Source organism: Trichlorobacter sp. (assembly GCF_034008105.1).
GTDB lineage: Bacteria > Desulfobacterota > Desulfuromonadia > Geobacterales > Pseudopelobacteraceae > Trichlorobacter.
In genome coordinates this window covers 104,086-124,771 of the sequence record NZ_JAVEPN010000009.1, presented here as the reverse complement: position 1 = coordinate 124,771, position 20,686 = coordinate 104,086, and the positions used below count along the sequence as shown (strand labels likewise).

The window sequence follows — 20,686 nt, the reverse complement described above, 5'->3', positions numbered from 1 at the left end:
ATCAGCATCTCCTTTCATGCTCCTCTCTCTGGACTAATTCCAGAGAGCATGGAGGAAGTGCTGGGGTGGGTCAATTTTGGATGCCGATTACCCCCGAAAGTGGGTCAATATTGCACGCCGATTCACAAACAGTAGCTTGTTTTCATTTTGTGCCTGCTTTATCATAATTTCATTCGTGGTCTCTGACATTTCATCTCCCGGGATATTGTCATACCTTTTGGCCTTGCTTTGAGTTACAAAAAACTTTTGTTCCCATGGTTGTTCCCACGGCAAAAGAAAAGGGTTAGGCAATCTGCCTAACCCTTTGATTTTATGGAGCGGGAAACGGGATTCGAACCCGCGACCTTCAGCTTGGGAAGCTGACACTCTACCACTGAGTTATTCCCGCGTTTAGGAGTTCCTCTTATAACGAATGGGGCCTTGGCTTGTCAACCTCCGTTTAGGCGCACTCGGAGTAGCCGCAGCAGTGGCAGACCATGCAACCGCCTTCATGTTCCACAGCGCCGCCGCATTCGGGGCAAGCACCGCGCTCTTGGAGAGTGGTTTCGGCATTCAGATCGTAGCCGTTGGCAATCATGTGAGCCTGGATCGCCTTGGCCACGGCGTCGGCGCAGGAGAGGATCCGGTTGTCGCCAAAGCCGGTGGGGCAGTGGCAGGAGATACCCAATAGTTGCTTGATTACCTGACGGGCTTGCACGCCGCTGCGCCAAGCCAGGGATACCATCCGGCCGATGGCCTCGGACTGTGAGGCGGCGCAGCCGCCGGCCTTGCCCATGGTGGTGAACAGTTCGAACAGGCCATTTTTGTCTTCGTTGACGGTGATGTAGAGCGGGCCGCAGCCGGTCTGCATCTGGTAGGTCCAGCCTTTGAGTGCTTTGGGGCGCTCACGCTTGACGGCATGCTTTTCGTCCTCCACCGGCACCGAGGCAACGGCCGCTTTTTCCTCTTTCTTGGCAGTGGAGAGCACCTGCTCGTCACGGGAGCCGTCGCGGTAGATGGTGACACCTTTGCAGCCGGTCTTGTAGGCCAGCATATAGACCTGCTCAACCTCTTCAATGGTGGCCGTGTTGGGGAAGTTGACGGTCTTGGAGACGGCGTTATCGGTGTGGTACTGGAAGGCGGCCTGCATCTGGATATGGTCTTCCGGGCTGATATCGTGGGCAGTGATAAAGGCCCGCTGCACATCGGCCGGGATTTCATCGATCCCTTGTACCGAACCATGATTTTCAGAGATGCTGCGCAGCACCTCTTCAGACCAGAAGCCGCGTTCTTTGGCGATCTTCTCAAATAGCGGGTTGGTCTCGTACATGATGGTGTCCAGCTGGCGACGCTGGAAGCAGACGGCGAACAGCGGTTCGACGCCGGAGGAAGCGCCGGCGATGATCGAGATGGTGCCGGTGGGGGCGATGGTGGTGACGGTGGCGTTGCGCTGGGGCAGGGCGCCTTTTTTGTCGAAGATGGAGCCCTTGAAGTTGGGGAAGGCGCCCCGTTGCTGCCCCAGTTCGCGGGAAGCAGCGTGGCCTTCCTCGTTGATGAATTGCATCAGCTTGGTGCCCAGCTTGACGGCCTCATCAGAGTTGTAGGGGATGCCCAGCATGATCAGCATGTCGGCCCAGCCCATGACCCCCAGGCCGATCTTGCGGTTGGCGTGGGTCATGTCGTGGATCTGCTGCAGTGGGTATTTGTTGGCCTCGATCACGTTGTCCAGGAAGTGGACTGCGCTGTGGATTACCTCTTTCAGGCGTGCCCAGTCAATGGCGCCGTCCTTGATGAAGCGACCCAGGTTGATGGAGCCCAGGTTGCAGGATTCGTAGGGCAGCAATGGCTGCTCGCCGCAGGGGTTGGTGGATTCGATCTCGCCCACGTGGGGGGTGGGGTTGTCGCGGTTCAGGCGGTCAAGGAAGATGATGCCGGGCTCGCCGTTTTCCCATGCCTGGTTGACGATCCGCTGATAGACCTTGCGGGCGTTCATGGTGCCGCATTTTTTCTTGTCGCGGGGGTTGTACAGGTCGTATTCTTCATCACGCTCCACGGCCTGCATGAATTTTTCGGTCAGGCCGACGGAGATGTTGAAGTTGTTGAACTGCTTCTGGTCGGCCTTGCACATGATGAAATTCATGATATCAGGGTGGTCAACCCGCAGGATGCCCATATTGGCGCCGCGGCGGGTGCCGCCCTGCTTGATGGTTTCAGTGGCGGTATCGAAGACCCGCATGAAGGAGATCGGGCCGCTGGAGATGCCGGTGGTGGTCAGCACCAGGTCATTGGCCGGACGCAGACGGGAGAAGGAGAAGCCGGTGCCGCCGCCCGACTTGTGGATCATGGCGGTGAACTTGACCGCATCGAAGATCTCTTCGATGGAGTCGCCCACCGGCAGCACGAAACAGGCCGAGAGCTGGCCCAGTTCACGACCGGCGTTCATCAGGGTAGGGGAGTTGGGCATGAAGTCGAAGCTGGCCATCATCCCGTAGAAACGGTCCGACAGTTTTTTGAGATCGGCTTTTTTGTCGAACTTCCGATCAGGTTCGGCAATCGTATCGGCAACGCGGCGCAGCATGTCGGCCGGCGTTTCAAGGGGTTTGCCGTTGGCGTCCCGCTTCAGGTACCGTTTTTCAAGGACGGTTCTGGCGTTCTGGGAAAGCGCAGGCTCGATGGTGGCGGGTGATTGTGGTGACATGGTTCGCTCTCCTTCTGCTGTCGTGTGAATAAATGCTGTTTTGTATCTAAAGGATTCCGTTTGTGACTATCTGGGAAACGGGGGCACCACAATATTTAGTGGGCGGGAGAAATACAACCACAAGATGTATTGTTGTGTCAACGCTAAAACGTAAACAGTTCTAACCGTATGAAAGCATTGGCTAATGTTGGGCATTTTTTTGAAATTTACAGGCTGAAGATTCTATGTTAAATAATATCTTTATTCGTATATTCAATACTTTGTCGGTCAGGAGCGTCATGTTTTTTTCATTGCGCGGGTACCGTTTTCAGGCAGCTTTTTGGTACTGTTTGCTGGTGGTTGTCATGCTGGCTGGTCCACTGGGATGCCAGCGATTTTTGTATGGCGAGGGTGGTCTGCTGGAGGGGGAAAGCTCCGTTAATCTGGCCGTGACCGTGCCTGAAAAACCACTTCCGGTCGTTAAGCCGCTGCCGGTGAATACCGAGCCTCCTGCCGCAGCTGTTGTCAAACCACCGCCACCGCTCCCCCAGCGGCTGTTGCCACAGGAAGTACCTGTGCTGCAGGAAGCGGCCCTGACAACAGAAACATCCGTGATTTCACCGAACGGCAGCCCGTTGCAGGCTCGCAGTACGGTTACCAGTGCCGATTCGGTGCTGAGCGGGCGTACACTCAGGGAAGATACGGTCCTGCGGGGTACGGTGCTGGTCAAAGGGAGCCTGGTGGTGGCCCCCCAGGCCACGTTACGGCTTGAGCCCGGCGCCAGCCTCCGCTTCCAGCGAGCTGGCGGTTCTGCACGCAATCCACGCCTGGTGGTGCAGGGGCGACTGGTGTGTGCCGGTACACCTCAGAAACCGGTGGTGATCACCTCTGTGTTCACTGAGCAGCAGGTCGCTGATTGGGGTGGGGTGCTGTTGCTGTCCACTGAAAAGAAAAATCTGCTTGATTATTGCCATATTGAAGGTGCGGAAGTGGGGGTCGAAGCCCACCACTCCCAGTTTAGCGGTCGTGGTCTGGAGGTGCATCGGGCACGAACCGGGGTGGCGTTGTACGATAGCGTGGCTACGCTGCAGACGTTCAGGATCAGTCGTTCCGATATCGGGGTGACCGCTTTTGACAGTGAGCTTGAACTGCGTGACGGCACACTGCGCGAAAATCGGCAGGGGGCTGTGGTGAACCGTTCTGCACTGGTGGTGGCATCCAACAGATTCCAGGCGAATAGTCAGGAAGGTCTGGTGGTTGACCAGTGCCGTTTCAAGCTGAGCGGTTGCAGTGCAATCGACAACCGGGTCGGGATTATGCTGAAGGGGGGCGATGGGCAGCTACAGCAGTGCCGTTTCAGCTTGAATCGCGAGGCTGGACTGATGGCGGTGGGTGCCCGGCTTAAGATCGTACACAGCTCCTTTCAGGATAATCTGGGCGTGGGACTTATGCTTGATGGTTCCCGTGGCAGTGTGAGCCAGAGTGCCTTCAGCCAGAATAAGGGGGGCAATCTGCAGTATGCCGGCCCCGATCACTTTGCCGCTGTCCTTAACTGGTGGGGTGAGACCAGCGACGCGCGGATCGCCGAGGGGATCAAGGATCCGATCCAGTCGAACGGCGCCGGTCGGGTTTCGTATCTGCCGTTTCTTACTGTGCGCCCTGCGCTGGCCCCCTAACGCTGTCCAAGGTGTCTATGTCCATCTATCTTGATAATGCAGCCACATCACACCCCAAACCACCAGCGGTCTATGCTGCCGTGTTGGCAGCCATGCAGCAGATCGGCGCCTCTCCGGGCAGGGGCGGTTACGGTGCGGCCCTGCAGGCCTCACGCCTGCTGTTCGAGACCCGTGAGGCACTGGCAGATTTTTTTAACTGTGCCGACTCTTCACGTATCGTCTTCACCCATAACGCCACCGAAGCGTTGAATACGGCGGTGCGCGGTCTGTTGCAACCAGGCGACCATGTGGTTACCACCTCCATGGAACACAATTCGCTGTTGCGGCCACTATTTATGCTGCAAAAAGCTGGGGTCGAGCTTTCCATCGTGCTGGCCGACACTGAAGGACTGGTGGATCCGCAGGCCATCCGTCGGGAGATACGTCCAACGACCCGCCTGGTTGCGTTGGCCCATGTCTCCAACGTGACCGGCGGCATCCAGCCGGTGGCCGAGATCGCGGCTGTGGCCCGGGAGTCTGGGGCCCTGGTGTTGCTGGATGCAGCCCAATCAGCCGGTTGTCTGCCGATTGATATGCAGGCCCTGGGGGTTGATCTGCTGGCTGCACCGGGACACAAGGGGCTTTTAGGTCCTCAGGGCACCGGCCTGCTGGCTGTGGCTCCTCACGTGCGGTTGCATCCCCTGCTGGCGGGGGGCACCGGTAGCAGTTCCGATCAGGACCACCAGCCGGAAGGCTTTCCCGAGGGCTTTGAGGCCGGTACCCATAATCTGCCCGGCATCGCCGGGCTCAGGGCAGGTATCGACTTTCTTGCCACAACCGGCCTGCCTGCTGTGGCCGAACGGGAACATGGCTATGGCAGCTACCTGCGGGAACAGCTGGCTGCGCTGCCGGGTTGCCGATTGTATGGCCCCGCTGATCCGCAAAAGCGGGTTGGGCTGCTTTCACTGACGGTAGCTGGCTGGGATGCCTCGGCACTGGCCTTTGAACTGGACCGCGAGTATGGTATAGCCGTCAGGGCCGGTCTGCACTGTGCGCCACGGGCACACCGCACCATCGGCAGCTATCCTGGCGGAACCCTGCGGATCAGTCCTGGCTGGTTCACCACTACTGAAGAACTTGAACACTGCTGTACTGCACTTGCCACCATTATCCAGAAAGGAAACCCATGAAATTTTTCGTGCTGGACACCAACGTGCTGCTTCATGATCCCCAGTCCCTGTTCAGGTTTCAGGACAACACCATCATTGTCCCGATCACTGTGATCGAGGAGGTGGATCGCTTCAAAAAGGATATGAACGAGACCGGCCGTAACGCCCGTGCGGTTTCCCGTATCCTCGATACGTTGCGTGAGAAGGGTTCCCTGGCCAGTGGCGTCGGGATGCCGGGCGGCGGCATGCTGCGGGTTGAGCTGTGCGAGGAGCAGTGTCTTAATCGACTGCCCAAAGACCTGCGGGACGACAAGGGTGATAACCGGATCCTGGCGGTGGCCCTGGCCACCAAGGAGCGCTTCAGCGACGAGACGGTGATCTTCGTCACCAAGGATACCAACCTGCGGATCAAGGCCGATGCCATCGGTATTGCGGCCGAGGATTATGAATCGGACAAGGTGGATATCCAGGAGTTGTACGCCGGTGCCCGCAACATGGAGATCGATCCGGAGGCGATCGACCGCTTTTATGGCCAGGGCTGGCTGGAGGCGCCGGAGGGGTTGTTGCCCAATGAGTTCGCCACCCTGGTGGATGCGGGCAATCCGTCCCATACCGCCCTCTGCCGCTTTGATGCGGCCCAAGGCAAGATCGTGCCGGTACGCAAGATTCCGAAGGAAGGGATCTGGAGTATCTATGCCCGCAACCGTGAGCAGCAGTTCGCCCTGGATGCCCTGATGGACGACAACGTCAAGCTGGTCAGTCTGGTGGGCAAGGCCGGCACCGGCAAGACCTTGCTGGCTATTGCGGCCGGTCTGCAGAAGGTGGCCGAGGAGAACGTCTATAACCGGCTGCTGGTCTCCCGTCCGGTCTTCCCGATGGGCAAGGATCTGGGCTTTCTGCCGGGCGATATTGAGGAAAAGCTGACCCCCTGGATGCAGCCGATCTTCGACAACGTTGAGTTGCTGATCTCGGGCCATGAATCGGAAAAACGCCACAGTAAGGGCTATAAGGAACTGATGGCCATGGGGCTGCTGGATATCGAGCCGCTGACCTACATCCGGGGCCGCTCGATTCCTAACCAGTACCTGATCGTGGATGAGGCCCAGAACCTGACCCCCCACGAGATCAAGACCATCGTGACCCGGGCCGGGGAGGGGACCAAGATCATCCTGACCGGCGACCCCTACCAGATCGACAACCCCTATGTGGACTCCTCCAGCAACGGCCTGTCTTATCTGGTGGAGCGTTTCAAGCACGAGCGGATCTCGGCCCATGTTACTTTGACGCGCGGTGAGCGGTCTGAATTGGCGGAGTTGGCGGCCAACCTGCTCTAGAAACGCGCTCTTTCCGCAATATCGGTGTTGCCCGTCGGTTGTGCTTGTGCGACGTACTGCGTGAGTACGCCTCCGCGCACTCCCTCGGGCGCCTTGATCTTGCGAAAATATCGCGTTTCCTAACTAAAAGAAATCGATCGATATGCTTGTACTTGCCATTGAAACATCCTGCGATGAAACGGCCGCCGCGGTTGTCCGCGACGGCCGCTCCGTTCTCTCCAGCGTGGTCTCGTCCCAGGTGGCGATCCATGCCGCGTATGGTGGCGTGGTGCCGGAGATCGCCTCCCGGCGGCACCTGGAACTGATTACGCCGGTCATCCGCCAGGCCCTGGCTGAGGCCGGCGTATCCCTGGAGCAGATCGAGGGGATAGCCGTCACCCGTGGTCCAGGCCTGTTGGGAGCGTTGCTGGTGGGGATCTCGGTGGCCAAGTCGTTGGCCCTGGCCTGCAAGATTCCGCTGGTGGGGGTGCATCATATCGAAGGGCACCTGCTGGCCGGGTTTCTGCAGCAACCGTTGGCCTTTCCCTTCCTGGCCCTGGTGGTATCAGGCGGCCACACCCACCTCTACCGGGTGGAGGGGGTGGGGCGCTACCGTACCTTGGGTCGTACCATTGATGACGCCGCCGGTGAGGCCTTTGACAAGGCCGGCACTCTGTTGGGGCTGGATTATCCGGCCGGGGCTCGGATTGACGCGCTGGCCAAGCAGGGCAACCCGGCCAGTGTCAGATTTCCCCGACCGTTGTTACACGACGGCACCCTTAATTTCAGCTTCAGCGGACTGAAGACGGCCGTGCTGACCCACCTGCAGAAACATCCCCTGAGCGTCGATCGGCATGAACTGCCGGACCTGTGCGCCTCCTTTCAGGCCGCGGCCTGTGAGGTGCTGGTCAAAAAGACCGAGGCTGCCCTGCTACAGGAAGGGCTGGAGCGTCTGGTGGTTGCTGGCGGGGTGGCCTGCAACAGCGGCCTGCGTACGGCCATGCAGGCCATGGCCGCCCGGCGGGGTATCGAGTTACAGATTCCGCCGCCATCGTTGTGCGGTGATAATGCCGCCATGTTGGCGGTGGCTGCTGATGCCTATCTTGCGTCCGGTTGTTGTGATGGCCTTGAACTGGATGGCTTGGCCACCTGGCCGTTGGATCAGGCCGTTTGCCGGGAGCCACAGCCATGAGTCTGAACTACCCCCGTCCTCGCAAGGCCTTGGGCCAGAACTTTTTGACTGACCGCAACATCATCGCCAAGATTTTGTCGTCCGCGCAACTGGTGCCTGAGGATTGTGTGCTGGAGGTGGGGCCGGGCCGGGGTGCCCTGACCGAACTGCTAGCCCAACGGGTGCGGCGGCTGGTGGCGGTGGAGTTCGACCGTGATCTGGCCGCCATCCTGCGACAGCGTTTCAGCACTGAGCCGCAGGTCATCATTCATGAGCAGGATGTGCTCAAGGTTGATTTTGCGGAACTGTTGGGCAGCGACCGTTTCAAGGTGGTGGCCAATCTGCCCTATAACATCTCCACCCCGGTGTTGTTCAGATTCCTTGAAGAGCGCCAGCGTTTTTCAAGGTTAGTGGTGATGCTGCAGAAGGAGGTGGGCGAACGGCTGGCGGCGCCGCCGGACTGCAGCGACTATGGGGTGCTGACGGTCTTGTTCCGGCAGTGGTTCGACGTAAAACGGGAGTTTGTGGTGCCGCCTGGTTGCTTCCATCCGCCCCCCAAGGTGGATTCGGTGGTGATCAGCCTGGTACCGCTGCCAGCCTCTCGGGTTGAGGTGGATGATCAGGTTCTGTTTGAGCGGGTAGTCAAGGCCGCCTTCGCCATGCGCCGCAAGACCTTGTGGAACTGTCTCAAAAGCGCCGAGCTGCTTGAACCGGCATCCCTGGAACAGGTGTTGGCCGCGTGCGGTATTGACGGTCGTCGTCGTGGTGAAACCCTGAATCTTGAGGAGTTTGCCAGCTTGAGTCGAGCACTGCACACTGCATTGAAGCAATAAAAAAAACCGCCTCCCGAAAGAGGCGGTTTTTACGTAGCAGTTCCGGATGCGCTTACTTCTTTTTGGCTGGCTTGGCAGCCTTGGCCACCGGCTTGGCAACGACCGCTTTCTTGGCCTTGGCCGGAGTGGTCTTTTTCTTGGCAGCCAGGTTGGCCATACGGGTGGCACGGGCCTTCTCCAGGTTGGCGGCCAGGTTGTTCTTCTGGGCGGCGGCACGGCGTGCCTCTGAATAGCTTTTGGCAGCCAGGGCGGTGCCGGCCGGCAGACCGAACTGTTTGCGGTACTCGCCCGGCTTCATATTGTGGACCTGCTTCAGGTGACGGGTCAGGGTCTTGAAGCCGCCCTTGTTACAGATCAGGCAGACCACCTGGTCCTTCTGGATCGACTTTTTGGGTGCCATGGCAGGAGCCGACTTGGCAGCGGCCTCTCCTTCAACCGGCAGATCGCCTTCAAGCTGTTTCAGCATGCCGTAGACCTTTTGGATCTCTTGCAGCAGTTCGTCGGAGCTCATTTCTACTGAAGCAGCGTGGGATGATACAATGTTGGCAGTCAACTCAACCAGAATCGATGACATACTTCCTCCAAATATAGTGATTTTATAGAGTACGCAGCTTCCTCTAACAGTAATATATAAGCAAATCAAGTATTAATTTAGTTGAGCTGTGAAGTTTGACGGAAAAAATATTTGACCTCGCTGGTCGGGGTCTGTTACTAAACATCTTTTCGAAAGCTTGTTTATGCCCGTTTTCTGAGGATCGAGACATGCCGTATATCGTGATTGAAGAGGATCGTTGCAAGGGCTGCGGCCTCTGTACCATCGCCTGCCCCAAGAAGCTGGTTTCCTTGAGCGAAACCCCCAACGCGCTGGGCTACACCGTGGCCGTGTTCAGCAGCAAGGAACACTGCACCGGCTGCACCCTGTGCGCAGAGATGTGCCCTGACGTTGCCATTACGGTCTTCAAGGAGGAGAACTAGATGAGTACGCCTCCCAGAAAGTTTGTGAAGGGCAATGAAGCAGTGGCCATGGCCGCCATCGAAGCCGGTGTGCAATGTTATTTTGGCTATCCGATCACCCCGCAGAGCGATATCCCCGAGTATCTCTCCCGCGAACTGCCCAAGATGGGCGGCACCTTTATCCAGGTGGAGAGCGAAATCGGCGCCATCAATATGGTGCTGGGGGCATCAGCCTGCGGTGTACGTGCCATGACCTCCTCATCCGGCCCCGGCATTTCGCTTAAGCAGGAAGGAATCTCCTATATGGCCGGTTCTGAACTGCCGGGCGTGATCGTGGATATCATGCGTTCCGGCCCCGGCCTGGGCGGTATCGACGCCTCCCAGGCCGATTACCACCAGGCTACCAAGGGGGGCGGCCATGGCGGCTACCGGATTATCGTGCTGGCCCCCAATTCGGTCCAGGAGATGTATGACCTGACCATGCTGGCCTTTGACCTGTCGGATCAGTACCGGATGCCGGCCATGGTGCTGGCTGATTCGGTGCTGGGTCAGATGAAGGAATCGATCGTCCCTAATCCGCGGCCTCAGGTGACGCTGCCGGATAAGGAGTGGGCCGTGCGGGGCACCGGTGGCGGCCCGCAGCATGTGGTTAAGTCACTCTACCTGGGTGATGGTGAGATGGAAAAGTTTCACTGGAAGATGCATGCCCGCTACCAGGAACTGGCCGAGCAGCAATCCCGCTGGGAGGAGTTTCAAACGAGTGATGCCGAGCTGATCGTAACCGCCTTTGGAGCCACCTCACGCATCGCCCGCACGGCGGTTGAAATGGCGCGGGCCGAGGGGCTTAAAGTCGGCCTGCTACGGCCGATCACCCTGTTTCCGTTTCCGAAACAGGCCTATGCTGCGCTGTCGACCCGCTGCAAGCGCTGGTTGACCATCGAGCTGTCCACCGGCCAGATGGTGGATGATGTCCGCCTCAGTGTGGCCCGCGATGCCGAGGTGGATTTCTACGGTCGTCCGCCGGGAGCCGGTTCGCTGCCCACCCCGGAAGAGCTGTTTGAGCAGATCAAGAAACGTTTTTAGAGGTTTTTTCATATGAAGCAGGTATTTGCAAAACCGGTCAGTCTCAAGGATGTCCAGACCCACTTTTGTCCTGGCTGTCACCACGGTTCGATCCACCGGCTGGTGGCCGAGGCCATGGATCAGTTTGGAATCGCCGAACAGACCATCGGTTGCGCCTCGGTGGGTTGTTCCGTGTTTCTGTATGGCTACTTTAACATCGACGTGGTGGAATCACCCCACGGCCGTGCCCCGGCGGTGGCCACCGGCGTCAAGCGGGCCCGCCCCGACCGGATCGTATTTACCTATCAGGGTGACGGTGACCTGGCAGCCATCGGTACCTCGGAGATCATCCATGCCGCCAACCGCGGTGAAAAGATTACGGTGATCTTTGTCAACAACACCACCTACGGCATGACCGGCGGCCAGATGGCCCCCACCACCATGCCGGGCCAGAAGACTTCCACCTCGCCCTACGGCAGGGACATTGCCAATGACGGCAAGCCATTCAAGATGGCGGAACTGCTCTCCAACCTTGATGGTGTGGCCTATGCGGCACGGGTGGCGGTCAACAGCCCCAAAAACGTACTGCAGGCTAAGAAAGTAATCAAAAACGCCTTTCAGTACCAGGTGGAGGGCAAGGGCTTCTCCTTTGTGGAGGTGCTGTCGTCCTGTCCCACCAACTGGGGCATGAATGCCCTTGCTGCCAACGAGCGGGTGGGCAGCGAGATGATCCCGTACTTCCCGCTGGGTGTGTTTAAAAACAACGAAAATCTGTAACTGGAGCATACAACCATGCGTTATGACGTTTTTTTTGCAGGTTACGGCGGTCAGGGCGTCCTGCTGGCCGGCAACCTTCTCTCCTATGCCGCCATCCGTGAGGGAAAGAACGTCTCCTTCTTTCCGGCCTACGGTGTGGAGAAGCGGGGGGGGGCTGCCATGTGTACCGTGGTGATTGCCGATGGCGACACCGGCTCGCCGGTGGTTGGCCATCCCTCGGTTGCGGTGATCCTGAACCAGCTTTCCTGGGACAAGTATGCCGATAAGGTCAAGCAGGGCGGTAGCTGCCTGGTGAACAGTTCGCTGGTCAATCTGGCAGGGCTGTCGCTTGACGGCCGGGAGCTGCTGGCAATACCGATGAACCAGATCGCCATCGATCTGGGGGATGTGCGCATGGTCAACATGGTGGCATGCGGCGCCTATGCCGCCGCCAGCGGGGCTCTGCAGCTCGATTCGCTGAAGGAGGCTCTCAAAGACGCCCTGCCGGAACGCAATCACAAGCTGATCCCGGCCAACATCCAGGCCATCGAGGCCGGGGCGGCTGCTGTTTTTTCTGCACGAAAGGCTTGACGTCGGTCGAAAGGTTTGCTATTTAACTCATCTCTTTTTTAGGGGTGTCGCCAAGCGGTAAGGCACCGGATTTTGATTCCGGCATTCCTAGGTTCGAATCCTGGCACCCCTGCCATAACAAAAACAGGCGCTTGCATATTGCAGGCGCCTTTTTTGTTTACGCTATTCTTCTGTGACGCTATTCTGCGCCTGATGATCCCTCTCCGCCCCATGACTGAGGCCGATCTCGATGCCGTGCTGGCCATTGAGCAGGCCTGTTTTCCTCGTGCCTGGACCCGGCAGCATTTTTTGAGCGAGCTTGCCTCGCCCCACGCTACTACGGTGGTGGCCGAACAGGATGGCCGGTTGGCCGGCTATCTCTGTATGAACGTGCTGCTGGACGAGGCCGAAATCCTGGATGTGGCGGTTGATCCGTCCTTGCAACGCAGCGGCATCGGTGCGGCGCTGGTGGGCTGGGCCTGTGATGAAGCCGGGCGTCGTGGAGCTGCGGTGGTGCGGCTTGAAGTGCGGGCCACCAGTCAGCCGGCCATTGCGCTCTATGAACGGTTTGGTTTTGTGCGCAGTGGTTTGCGCAAAGCTTACTACGAAAACGGTATTGATGCGGTTTTGATGGATTTGAATCTTGCAGAGGAGGAGTTTGATGCAGTTTAAGGCGATGATTTTGGACAATGCCGAGGTGTCGCCCGGCTATTGGCGGATGCGGATGACCGCCCCACCGGAGATACTGGCGGCGCAGCCGGGGCAGTTTGCGATGGTGCGGGTCAACCCATCCATCGATCCCTTGATCCGACGTCCGTTTGGTGTGTTTGATGTGGGGATGCACCAGCCGGCCTATACCGGTGCCGCAGCACAGCCCTACCTGGAGATCCTGTACCGGGTGGTGGGCAAGGGTACTGCCATGCTGGCAGCCCTGCACGAGACCGACCTGCTGGACATCATTGCGCCCTTGGGCACCGGCTTCGACCTGGGGCCGGCCGGCGAGGAAAAGCTGATCGTCGGTGGCGGGGTGGGGCTGGCGCCGCTCTACCTGCTGGCCAAGGAGTTGGTCCAACAGTCGCCGGTACGGCTGTTCGCCGGTGGCAGAACCAAGGACGACGTGCTCTGCATCACCGAGTTCGAGCGGTTGGGGGTGGAGTGCTACACCGCCACCGAAGACGGTTCACTGGGTGAGTGTGGTTTTGTGACCAAGGTGCTGGAACAGCGCCTGGACTGCACGGGCAATACAGGTCGTATCTTTGCCTGCGGTCCCCACGGCATGCTGCAGGCCGTGGCCGGCATTGCGGCCAAGCGGGGCGTCCCCTGTCAGGTCTCGCTGGAGGGCTACATGGCCTGCGGTGTTGGGGCCTGCCTGGGCTGCGTCTGCGAAGGCGCCGGCCACAGCGCCGATACCCCCGATTACCGCTGCGTCTGCAGCGAAGGACCGGTCTTTGAGGCTACCGAGCTGAAATGGGAGGTGGCCTGATATGAAACCTGATATGTCAGTCGAAATCGCCGGTCTCAAGCTGCGCAACCCGGTAATGACCGCCTCCGGCACCTTCGGTTACGGTGAGGAGTTCAGCCAGTACGTCAACCTGGAGACCATCGGCGCCTTTGTCACCAAGGGCCTTTCCTTGAAACCCCGGGCCGGCAACCCTACGCCCCGCATCGTAGAGACTCCCGGCGGCATGTTGAACGCCATCGGCCTGCAGAACGTGGGGATTGAGGCCTTTATCCAGAAAAAGGTGCCGTTCCTGCGCACAGTGAATACCCCGGCCATCGCCAACTTCTTTGGCTATACCCCGGAGGAGTATGCCGAGCTGGCCACGCGGCTGGACAGCATCCCCGAGGTGGCGGCACTTGAGGTGAACATCTCGTGTCCCAATGTCAAGCAGGGGGGCATTGTGTTCGGCACCGATCCGGCCTGTGCCGCCAGCGTGGTCAAGGCCTGTCGCGCTGCCACCACCAAGCCGTTGATCGTCAAGCTCTCCCCCAACGTGACCGACATCGTCGAGATGGCACAGGCCTGCGAAGGGGAGGGGGCCGATGCCCTGTCGGTGATCAACACCTTGACCGGCATGGCCATCGACCTGGAACGACGGCGGCCGGTGCTGGCCAACGTCACCGGCGGCCTGTCCGGTCCAGCCATCAAGCCGATTGCCCTGCGGATGGTCTGGCAGGTATCAAAAGTGGTCAAGGTACCGGTGATCGGTATCGGCGGGATCATGTCAGCCAGCGATGCCCTGGAATTCATGCTGGCTGGCGCCACGGCGGTGCAGGTCGGTACCGCCAGCTTCGTCAATCCGGGTGCGGCCCAGGAGATCGCCGAGGGGATGGAGCAATGGTTGCTAGATCATGGTGTTGGCGACGTCACGTCGCTGATCGGCGCGTTACAGGCGTAGAGCGGAGGCGGCAATGGGCGAGGCAGCGACCGGACAGCTTTCCCTGTCACGTTTGTTATCCCTGGCAGATATCAACTTTCTGTTGGTGAACAAGCTGATGGTGCTGGTGGCGGTGCTGCTGTTCTTTGTGGCGGTGATCATCCTGCGCCGCAGCAAGGGGCAGGTGGCGCCCGACGACGCCTGGGCATCAATAAAGCTGTCCCTGTTGGGAATGGTGCTGCTCTACCTGGAGACGGCATTGTCCGCCTATCCGCACTACCGTGGTATCCTGGCCGGCCTGCAGGGCGTGATCGTACTGCTCTGTCTGGCCCGGCTGGTGATCTACCTGATGGTGGATCTGGTGTTGACCATCCGACTCAAGGGCAATGTACCGATGCTGGTGCGGGATGCCGTGCGTCTGCTGGTCTACCTGCTGGCCGCCCTCTTTTCGCTGCACATGGTCTTTAAGGTGGATCTGTCGGCGGTGGTTGCCACCACAACGGTGCTGACCGCGGCGGTGGCCTTTGCCATGCAGAGCACCCTTGCCAACCTGTTCTGCGGGTTCAGTATCCAGTCCGACGCCAAGCTGGCCCGGGGCACCTGGCTGGCCCTGCCGGAGAAGAACCTGTTCGGTCAGCTCGACAATGTAGGTTTTCGCTATACCACCCTGCGCACCCTGGACAACAATCTGGTGCTGGTGCCCAACAACCAACTGGTGCAAAGCGTCGTCACCACCCATGGCAACCGGGTTGAAGAAGCCCATCAGCGGGCTGCCGTGACCTTGACCGTGGGCCTGCCCTACGAAATGCCGCCTGAGGAGGCCCGCAGCCTGCTGTTGGCTGTACTGGCAGAGGACAGCCTGGTGCTTGCCGAACCTGCGCCGCAGGTGCGGCTGCAATCCTTGGCGGAGAGTAGTATTACCTATCTGCTCAAGTTTTGGCTGACCGACCCGCAACAGCGCAACCAGGCGCTTGACACCGTCCAGACCAAGGTCTGGTACGCCGTACAGCGTGCCGGCTGGAGCTTTCCTTTTCCCCGTCGGCAGGTGGTGGTGGATACGCAGCTACGCCCGTCGTTTTCGTCGCCCCGTGAAGCGGTGCTGGAGGGTTTACGGCTTTCCCATCTCTTTGAAGTACTGAGTGAAGCCGAACTGGCCTTGCTTGCCGACCGAGCCCGCATGCGGGTGTTTGCGCCGGGAGAAACCGCCGTGCGGCAGGGGGAACCGGGGGCCTCGCTCTACTTTGTGTTGCAGGGTACTATGGTGGTTGAAGTCGACGGCGAACCAGTGGCGGAGTTGGAAAAAGGGCGCATGTTTGGCGAGATGTCACTCTTGACCGGCGCCGTCCGCAGCGCCACGGTGCGGGCCATCGGCGAGGCACGGCTGGCCGAGGTCTTAAAGGAAGATCTGGCCTGTCTGATGCAGCAAAACGACCGGCTGCTGGAAAGACTAAGCCAGGCCTTGGAACGCCATCAGGCCGGCATCAGGGACCACCAATCCTTCAAGACGCAGTCATCCGGCCCGTCTCATCTCACGGCGGCCGACTACATGCGTCGGGTGCGGGCATTCTTTTTTGGAGGTGCGGCGTCATGTTAGCGGTTGATCAGCTGTTGCGTCGTTACTGCAGTGGCAAAACAGTCGAGATATTGATGACCCATGGCGGGATGGTGGCGGGTAAGGCCCTGGAGGTCTGCGGCCAGCTGCAGGTTGATGCGGATACCCGCAAGCTGGTGCTTGAATCGTGCTACCTGCATGATATCGGCGTTTGTCGTACTGCAGCCCCTGACATCGGCTGTACCGGCAGCGAGCCCTATATCCGCCATGGTCTGTTGGGCAGGGAGCTACTCGAGGCCGAAGGGCTGCCGCTGCACGCCCTGATCTGCGAACGTCATACCGGCGTGGGACTCACTGTGCAGGATATCGAGCGCCAGCAGCTACCGTTGCCCCGACGTGACATGACCCCCCATTCCCTGGCGGAACGGATTATCTGCTTTAGTGACCTGTTTTTTTCAAAAAATCCGTCTCGATTAGAACAGGAAAAACCGGTTGCCACAATTCGTGACGGGTTGGCCCTGTTCGGGGCGGACAAAGTGGCTATCTTTGACGACTGGTTGCACGAATTTTCAGCATAACCCTGTTTTATAAAAGGGTTGCATTTCTGGTGTCAATCCACTACAGTAACGACTCTGTAAAACCCGTCACCAGCCCCTTCAGGATGATATCGAACCATGTCCGAATCCCCAACCCTTGAACAGCTCCGCACCGAGATTGATGCCCTGGACGCCCGGATCGTCGAATCCCTCAATCATCGCGCCAAGATTGCCGCAGCTGTTGGCCGGCTGAAGGCCTCCCAGGACCGTGATTTTCATGTGCCTAGCCGTGAACGAGCGGTGTATGAACGGGTAACCCGTCTGAACGAGGGGCCGTTGCCGGAGGAGGCGATCAGGAGCATCTTCCGCGAGATTATGTCAGCCTGCCTGGCCCTTGAATCGCCGTTGAAGGTGGCCTACATGGGGCCCAAGGCCACCTTCAGTCATCTGGCCACCATGCAGCAGTTTGGCCTTTCAGCCCAGCTTGAACCGCAAAAATCCATACCGGCGGTTTTTGAAGAGGTTGAGAAGGGCAAGGCTCTATACGGTGTCGTGCCGGTGGAAAATTCTACGGAAGGGGTGATTACTCACACCCTTGACATGTTTGTGGACAGCAACCTGCAAATTACGGCCGAGATCATTCTCGACATCCATCATGATCTGCTTTCCCGCACCGGACGGATGGAGGATATCCGCAAGGTTTACTCCCATCCGCAACCGATCGCCCAGTGTCGTAACTGGCTTGAGGAACATCTGCCCAATGTTCCGCTGGTCGATGTGGCCTCCACTGCAGTTGCGGCCCAGATCGTTAGTGAGGACTACACGGCGGCTGCCATTGCCAGTGAGCTGGCTGCTTCCATGTATGACCTGAAGATGGTGCACAGCCGGATCGAAGACCAGGTTAACAATGTCACCCGCTTTCTGGTCATCTCCCGCAAACCGTCCGAGCCAACCGGCAACGACAAGACCTCAATCCTGTTTTCGGTCAAGGACGAGCCTGGTATCCTGTACCGGATGCTGGAACCGTTTGCCCGGCGGGGGGTCAACCTGTCCAAGATTGAGTCCCGTCCGGTTAAAACCAAGGCCTGGGAGTATATTTTTTTCCTGGATATGGTGGGCCATGTCTCGGAACAGCCGGTGACCGAGGCGATTGAAGAGCTGCGTGGTTTCTGTCAATTCCTGAAAATCCTAGGTTCCTACCCGAAGGCGCGATGAGTCAACCGATTATCACCACCTTGACCGTGGTCGGCGTGGGGCTGATCGGTGGTTCCTTCAGCCGCGCCCTCAAGGCGGCTGGGGCCGTACAGCGGGTGATCGGTGTCGACCAGGACGCCGATAACCTGGCCCTGGCGCTGCGTTTAGGGGTGATCGACGAGGCTGCTCCATCGCTGACCGAAGGGGTCCGTGGGGCCCAGGTGGTGTTTGTGGCTGTACCGGTCGGTTCAATTGCCGCCGTGGTAGCTCAGGCGGCACCGTTTCTGTCGCCGGGTTGCGTCGTTACCGATGGCGGCAGCGTAAAGGACGAACTGGTGCAGGCCTGTGAACCGCTCATGCCGGCCGGCACCTTTTTCGTAGGCGGCCATCCGATTGCCGGCACAGAACATTCCGGTGCTGCTGCGGCCTTTGCAGAGCTGTACCAAGGACGGCGCTGTATCCTGACCCCTACCGCCGCTACCGATGCCGCCGCCCTGGAGCTGGTGCGCCGCCTTTGGCTGACTGCCGGCAGCCGGGTTGAATGCATGGAGGCCGCCACCCATGACCGGGTCTTTGCCGCTGTCTCCCATCTGCCCCACATGGTGGCCTATGCCCTGGTGCATGCTGTGGCCCGCTCCGCCGAGGAAGAAGAGAACATCCTGGCCTTCTCCGCCGGAGGATTTCGTGATTTTACCCGCATCGCCTCGTCGGACCCGGCCATGTGGCGCGATATTGCCCTGATGAACCGTGGGGCGCTGCTGGATATGCTTGATCGTTACAGTGCTGAATTCAATGCCTTGCGGGAGCGCGTGGCCACGGGTGACGGCCCCTGGCTGGAGGAGTTTTTCCATACCTCCAAGCGCCTGCGGGATGGCATACGCTAGGGGTGACCATGCACGAACAGATACAGCCGATGACTACAGCGCCTGCCCGGGCGATTCGCGGTGAGGTGACGGTGCCGGGCGACAAGTCGATCTCTCACCGTTCCATCATGTTGGGATCGATCGCCAACGGCACCACCACCATCACCAATTTTCTGCGCGGTGAGGATAACTTTGCCACCATGGCCGCCTTTCGGGCCATGGGAGTGGCGATTGAGGATGATGGCCAGACCGTAACCGTACATGGCGCCGGACTGCGCGGTCTGCAGGAGCCGGGCGATGTGCTGGATTGTGGCAACTCTGGCACCACCATTCGGCTGATGACCGGTCTGCTCTCCGGACAGCGTTTTTTCTCGGTGCTGACCGGTGACCAGTATCTGCGCAAACGCCCCATGAAACGGGTCACCGAACCGCTGGCCCGCATGGGGGCCCTGATCAACGGTCGCGGCAATGGCACCTTGGCGCCATTGGCCATCAGCGGCACCCAACTGCAGGGCATTGCCTATCAGTCACCGATCGCCAGCGCCCAGGTCAAGTCGTCCCTGATGCTGGCCGGCCTGTACGCCGACGGTGTAACAACGATTAGCGAACCGACCCTGTCCCGCGATCATTCCGAGCGGATGTTACGTTATTTCGGCGCCAATCTTGAAACCGCCGGCAGCACGGTCACCCTGCAGGGCGGACAGGAACTGCAGGGCCGCGAGATATGTGTGCCGGGCGACATCTCATCGGCGGCCTTTCTGCTGGTGGCGGCCCTGATTGTGCCCGGCTCGGAACTGCTGATCCGCAACGTGGGGATCAACCCGACCCGTACCGGCGTCATCGATATCCTGCAGGCCATGGGTGGCGATATCGTACTGCAGAACCAGCGTGAGCTGTCCGGTGAGCCGGTGGCCGACCTGCTGGTTCGTTCCTCTCGTCTGAAGGGGATTGAGATTGGCGGCGAGGTGGTGCCGCGGGCCATTGATGAGTTTCCGGCCATTTGTGTGGCTGCCGCCGTTGCTGAAGGGACTACTGTCCTGCGTGATGCCAGGGAGTTGCGGGTCAAGGAGACCGACCGGATTGCCGCCATGGCCGCCAACCTGCGCCTGATTGGTGCCGGAACCATTGAAGAAACCGAGGACGGCATGATAATGCAAGGTGTTGAATCACTGACCGGCGGCACGGTAACCAGTTTCGGCGACCACCGCATCGCCATGTCGCTTTCCATAGCGGCCCTGTCCAGCAGGGCTCCGGTGACGGTGGACGATGTCTCCTGTGTGGCCACCTCGTTCCCCGGCTTTTTCGACCTGTTGGGCCGGGTGGCGGTACGATGAGGCGCGAACGGGGCATCATCATCGCCATTGACGGGCCCTCCGGCGCTGGCAAGAGCACTCTGGCCAAGGAGCTTGCCAAACGTCTGGGGTATCTGCAGCTGGATACCGGCGCCATGTACCGCGCCATGGCCTGGTTAGCCCGGGAAAGCGGTCTTGACCTGGCTGATGAGGCGGCGGTCAGGCAGTTCAGCGCAACCGCCGAGATCGAACTACAGCCGCTGAACGGTTCCAGCCGGGTTTTTGCCAATGGCCGTGAGGTGACCGGCGAGATTCGCACCCCTGAGATATCGATGCTCACCTCGCGCATGTCAGCTCTGGCCCCGGTGCGTGGGGCCATGACCCAATTACAGCGTCGCATGGGGGATGCAGGTGGCGTGGTGCTGGAAGGGCGTGATATTGGCACGGTGGTCTTTCCCGATGCCGAACTGAAATTCTTTCTGACCGCCTCGGCCGAGGAACGGGGGCGTCGCCGTTTTCTGGAACTGCAGGCCAAGGGTGACCCAGCCACCTTGGAGGCCACCATCCAGGATGTGAAACAGCGTGATGCCCAGGATGCCAGCCGCGATCTGGCGCCGCTCAAACAGGCCGACGACGCCTTGCCGATCGATTCGACCGGCCTGACCATTGACGAGGTGGTTTCCCTGATGGAACAGGCTGTGCAGAAAACACTGGCGACAAAGGGAGCATGAC

20 protein-coding genes and 2 tRNA genes are annotated in these 20,686 nt (G+C 59.5%); 19 read left to right on the top strand and 3 right to left on the bottom strand.

Annotated elements, in window-relative coordinates:
* Positions 1-313: 313 nt before the first annotated feature.
* Positions 314-388, bottom strand: a tRNA-Gly gene (locus RBQ93_RS07385).
* Between the two features lie 51 nt (positions 389-439).
* Complete coding sequence (locus RBQ93_RS07380) at positions 440-2,677, bottom strand: vitamin B12-dependent ribonucleotide reductase (protein ID WP_320371459.1); 2,238 nt, start codon at positions 2,675-2,677, stop codon at positions 440-442.
* 344 nt (positions 2,678-3,021) lie between these two features.
* On the opposite strand from RBQ93_RS07380, the gene RBQ93_RS07375 reads away from it, so the two are divergent.
* From RBQ93_RS07375 to rsmA, 5 genes are all read left to right on the top strand, one after another.
* The gene (locus RBQ93_RS07375) at positions 3,022-4,332 is read left to right on the top strand and encodes a right-handed parallel beta-helix repeat-containing protein (protein WP_320371458.1); all 1,311 of its coding nucleotides are present in this window, start codon (positions 3,022-3,024) and stop codon (positions 4,330-4,332) included.
* 17 nt (positions 4,333-4,349) lie between these two features.
* On the top strand, positions 4,350-5,501 hold the full coding sequence (locus tag RBQ93_RS07370) for an aminotransferase class V-fold PLP-dependent enzyme (RefSeq protein ID WP_320371457.1): 1,152 nt from the start codon (positions 4,350-4,352) through the stop codon (positions 5,499-5,501).
* Positions 5,498-6,814: a PhoH family protein gene (locus RBQ93_RS07365; RefSeq protein WP_320371456.1), complete on the top strand. Its 1,317-nt coding sequence runs from the start codon at positions 5,498-5,500 to the stop codon at positions 6,812-6,814. The genes RBQ93_RS07370 and RBQ93_RS07365 overlap by 4 nt, the downstream gene beginning before the upstream one ends.
* 142 nt (positions 6,815-6,956) lie before the next feature.
* Positions 6,957-7,985 carry a tRNA (adenosine(37)-N6)-threonylcarbamoyltransferase complex transferase subunit TsaD gene (gene tsaD, locus RBQ93_RS07360; RefSeq protein ID WP_320371455.1) on the top strand — a complete coding sequence of 343 codons (1,029 nt, stop codon included), beginning with the start codon at positions 6,957-6,959 and terminating at the stop codon, positions 7,983-7,985.
* Positions 7,982-8,797 carry a 16S rRNA (adenine(1518)-N(6)/adenine(1519)-N(6))-dimethyltransferase RsmA gene (rsmA, locus tag RBQ93_RS07355; protein WP_320371454.1) on the top strand — a complete coding sequence of 272 codons (816 nt, stop codon included), beginning with the start codon at positions 7,982-7,984 and terminating at the stop codon, positions 8,795-8,797. The genes tsaD and rsmA overlap by 4 nt, the downstream gene beginning before the upstream one ends.
* A gap of 52 nt (positions 8,798-8,849) precedes the next feature.
* Here the strand turns inward: rsmA and RBQ93_RS07350 are convergent, their stop codons facing one another.
* Entirely contained in the window at positions 8,850-9,371 is a 522-nt protein-coding gene (locus RBQ93_RS07350; protein WP_320371453.1) for a MucR family transcriptional regulator, read from the bottom strand.
* A 188-nt stretch (positions 9,372-9,559) separates the two neighbouring features.
* Between RBQ93_RS07350 and RBQ93_RS07345 the strand changes: the two genes are divergently transcribed.
* From RBQ93_RS07345 to cmk, 14 genes are all read left to right on the top strand, one after another.
* Complete coding sequence (locus RBQ93_RS07345; RefSeq protein WP_320371452.1) at positions 9,560-9,772, top strand: 4Fe-4S binding protein; 213 nt, start codon at positions 9,560-9,562, stop codon at positions 9,770-9,772.
* Entirely contained in the window at positions 9,773-10,834 is a 1,062-nt protein-coding gene (locus RBQ93_RS07340) for a 3-methyl-2-oxobutanoate dehydrogenase subunit VorB (RefSeq protein WP_320371451.1), read from the top strand. It abuts the gene before it with no gap.
* A 12-nt stretch (positions 10,835-10,846) separates the two neighbouring features.
* The gene (locus tag RBQ93_RS07335; RefSeq protein ID WP_320371450.1) at positions 10,847-11,590 is read left to right on the top strand and encodes a thiamine pyrophosphate-dependent enzyme; all 744 of its coding nucleotides are present in this window, start codon (positions 10,847-10,849) and stop codon (positions 11,588-11,590) included.
* Between the two features lie 15 nt (positions 11,591-11,605).
* Positions 11,606-12,160 (top strand): 2-oxoacid:acceptor oxidoreductase family protein, encoded by a 555-nt coding sequence (locus RBQ93_RS07330; protein ID WP_320371449.1) that lies wholly within the window; start codon positions 11,606-11,608, stop codon positions 12,158-12,160.
* Positions 12,161-12,200: 40 nt separating this feature from the next.
* Positions 12,201-12,275 (top strand) — tRNA-Gln (locus RBQ93_RS07325).
* A gap of 95 nt (positions 12,276-12,370) precedes the next feature.
* On the top strand, positions 12,371-12,811 hold the full coding sequence (rimI, locus tag RBQ93_RS07320) for a ribosomal protein S18-alanine N-acetyltransferase (protein ID WP_320371448.1): 441 nt from the start codon (positions 12,371-12,373) through the stop codon (positions 12,809-12,811).
* Positions 12,801-13,622 (top strand): dihydroorotate dehydrogenase electron transfer subunit, encoded by an 822-nt coding sequence (locus RBQ93_RS07315; RefSeq protein ID WP_320371447.1) that lies wholly within the window; start codon positions 12,801-12,803, stop codon positions 13,620-13,622. Before rimI ends, RBQ93_RS07315 begins: the two co-directional genes overlap by 11 nt.
* A gap of 1 nt (position 13,623) precedes the next feature.
* Positions 13,624-14,538: a dihydroorotate dehydrogenase gene (locus tag RBQ93_RS07310; RefSeq protein ID WP_320371446.1), complete on the top strand. Its 915-nt coding sequence runs from the start codon at positions 13,624-13,626 to the stop codon at positions 14,536-14,538.
* A 13-nt stretch (positions 14,539-14,551) separates the two neighbouring features.
* On the top strand, positions 14,552-16,111 hold the full coding sequence (locus RBQ93_RS07305; protein WP_320371445.1) for a mechanosensitive ion channel family protein: 1,560 nt from the start codon (positions 14,552-14,554) through the stop codon (positions 16,109-16,111).
* Positions 16,105-16,647 (top strand): HDIG domain-containing metalloprotein, encoded by a 543-nt coding sequence (locus tag RBQ93_RS07300; protein ID WP_320371444.1) that lies wholly within the window; start codon positions 16,105-16,107, stop codon positions 16,645-16,647. Before RBQ93_RS07305 ends, RBQ93_RS07300 begins: the two co-directional genes overlap by 7 nt.
* 96 nt (positions 16,648-16,743) lie before the next feature.
* Positions 16,744-17,820 carry a prephenate dehydratase gene (pheA, locus tag RBQ93_RS07295; RefSeq protein ID WP_320371443.1) on the top strand — a complete coding sequence of 359 codons (1,077 nt, stop codon included), beginning with the start codon at positions 16,744-16,746 and terminating at the stop codon, positions 17,818-17,820.
* Complete coding sequence (locus RBQ93_RS07290) at positions 17,817-18,683, top strand: prephenate dehydrogenase (RefSeq protein ID WP_320371442.1); 867 nt, start codon at positions 17,817-17,819, stop codon at positions 18,681-18,683. The genes pheA and RBQ93_RS07290 overlap by 4 nt, the downstream gene beginning before the upstream one ends.
* An 8-nt stretch (positions 18,684-18,691) precedes the next feature.
* Entirely contained in the window at positions 18,692-19,996 is a 1,305-nt protein-coding gene (gene aroA, locus RBQ93_RS07285) for a 3-phosphoshikimate 1-carboxyvinyltransferase (RefSeq protein WP_413818365.1), read from the top strand.
* Positions 19,993-20,685 (top strand): (d)CMP kinase, encoded by a 693-nt coding sequence (gene cmk, locus RBQ93_RS07280; RefSeq protein WP_320371441.1) that lies wholly within the window; start codon positions 19,993-19,995, stop codon positions 20,683-20,685. Before aroA ends, cmk begins: the two co-directional genes overlap by 4 nt.
* Position 20,686: the final 1 nt, after the last annotated feature.

Excerpts from the sequence above, each read along its gene's own strand:
- RBQ93_RS07380 (WP_320371459.1), bottom strand. The coding sequence starts at position 2,677 with ATGTCACCACAATCACCCGCCACCATCGAGCCTGCGCTTTCCCAGAAC.
- RBQ93_RS07375 (WP_320371458.1), top strand. The coding sequence starts at position 3,022 with ATGCTGGCTGGTCCACTGGGATGCCAGCGATTTTTGTATGGCGAGGGT.
- RBQ93_RS07370 (WP_320371457.1), top strand. The coding sequence starts at position 4,350 with ATGTCCATCTATCTTGATAATGCAGCCACATCACACCCCAAACCACCA.
- RBQ93_RS07365 (WP_320371456.1), top strand. The coding sequence starts at position 5,498 with ATGAAATTTTTCGTGCTGGACACCAACGTGCTGCTTCATGATCCCCAG.
- tsaD (WP_320371455.1), top strand. The coding sequence starts at position 6,957 with ATGCTTGTACTTGCCATTGAAACATCCTGCGATGAAACGGCCGCCGCG.
- rsmA (WP_320371454.1), top strand. The coding sequence starts at position 7,982 with ATGAGTCTGAACTACCCCCGTCCTCGCAAGGCCTTGGGCCAGAACTTT.
- RBQ93_RS07350 (WP_320371453.1), bottom strand. The coding sequence starts at position 9,371 with ATGTCATCGATTCTGGTTGAGTTGACTGCCAACATTGTATCATCCCAC.
- RBQ93_RS07345 (WP_320371452.1), top strand. The coding sequence starts at position 9,560 with ATGCCGTATATCGTGATTGAAGAGGATCGTTGCAAGGGCTGCGGCCTC.
- RBQ93_RS07340 (WP_320371451.1), top strand. The coding sequence starts at position 9,773 with ATGAGTACGCCTCCCAGAAAGTTTGTGAAGGGCAATGAAGCAGTGGCC.
- RBQ93_RS07335 (WP_320371450.1), top strand. The coding sequence starts at position 10,847 with ATGAAGCAGGTATTTGCAAAACCGGTCAGTCTCAAGGATGTCCAGACC.
- RBQ93_RS07330 (WP_320371449.1), top strand. The coding sequence starts at position 11,606 with ATGCGTTATGACGTTTTTTTTGCAGGTTACGGCGGTCAGGGCGTCCTG.
- rimI (WP_320371448.1), top strand. The coding sequence starts at position 12,371 with ATGACTGAGGCCGATCTCGATGCCGTGCTGGCCATTGAGCAGGCCTGT.
- RBQ93_RS07315 (WP_320371447.1), top strand. The coding sequence starts at position 12,801 with ATGCAGTTTAAGGCGATGATTTTGGACAATGCCGAGGTGTCGCCCGGC.
- RBQ93_RS07310 (WP_320371446.1), top strand. The coding sequence starts at position 13,624 with ATGAAACCTGATATGTCAGTCGAAATCGCCGGTCTCAAGCTGCGCAAC.
- RBQ93_RS07305 (WP_320371445.1), top strand. The coding sequence starts at position 14,552 with ATGGGCGAGGCAGCGACCGGACAGCTTTCCCTGTCACGTTTGTTATCC.
- RBQ93_RS07300 (WP_320371444.1), top strand. The coding sequence starts at position 16,105 with ATGTTAGCGGTTGATCAGCTGTTGCGTCGTTACTGCAGTGGCAAAACA.
- pheA (WP_320371443.1), top strand. The coding sequence starts at position 16,744 with ATGTCCGAATCCCCAACCCTTGAACAGCTCCGCACCGAGATTGATGCC.
- RBQ93_RS07290 (WP_320371442.1), top strand. The coding sequence starts at position 17,817 with ATGAGTCAACCGATTATCACCACCTTGACCGTGGTCGGCGTGGGGCTG.
- aroA (WP_413818365.1), top strand. The coding sequence starts at position 18,692 with ATGCACGAACAGATACAGCCGATGACTACAGCGCCTGCCCGGGCGATT.
- cmk (WP_320371441.1), top strand. The coding sequence starts at position 19,993 with ATGAGGCGCGAACGGGGCATCATCATCGCCATTGACGGGCCCTCCGGC.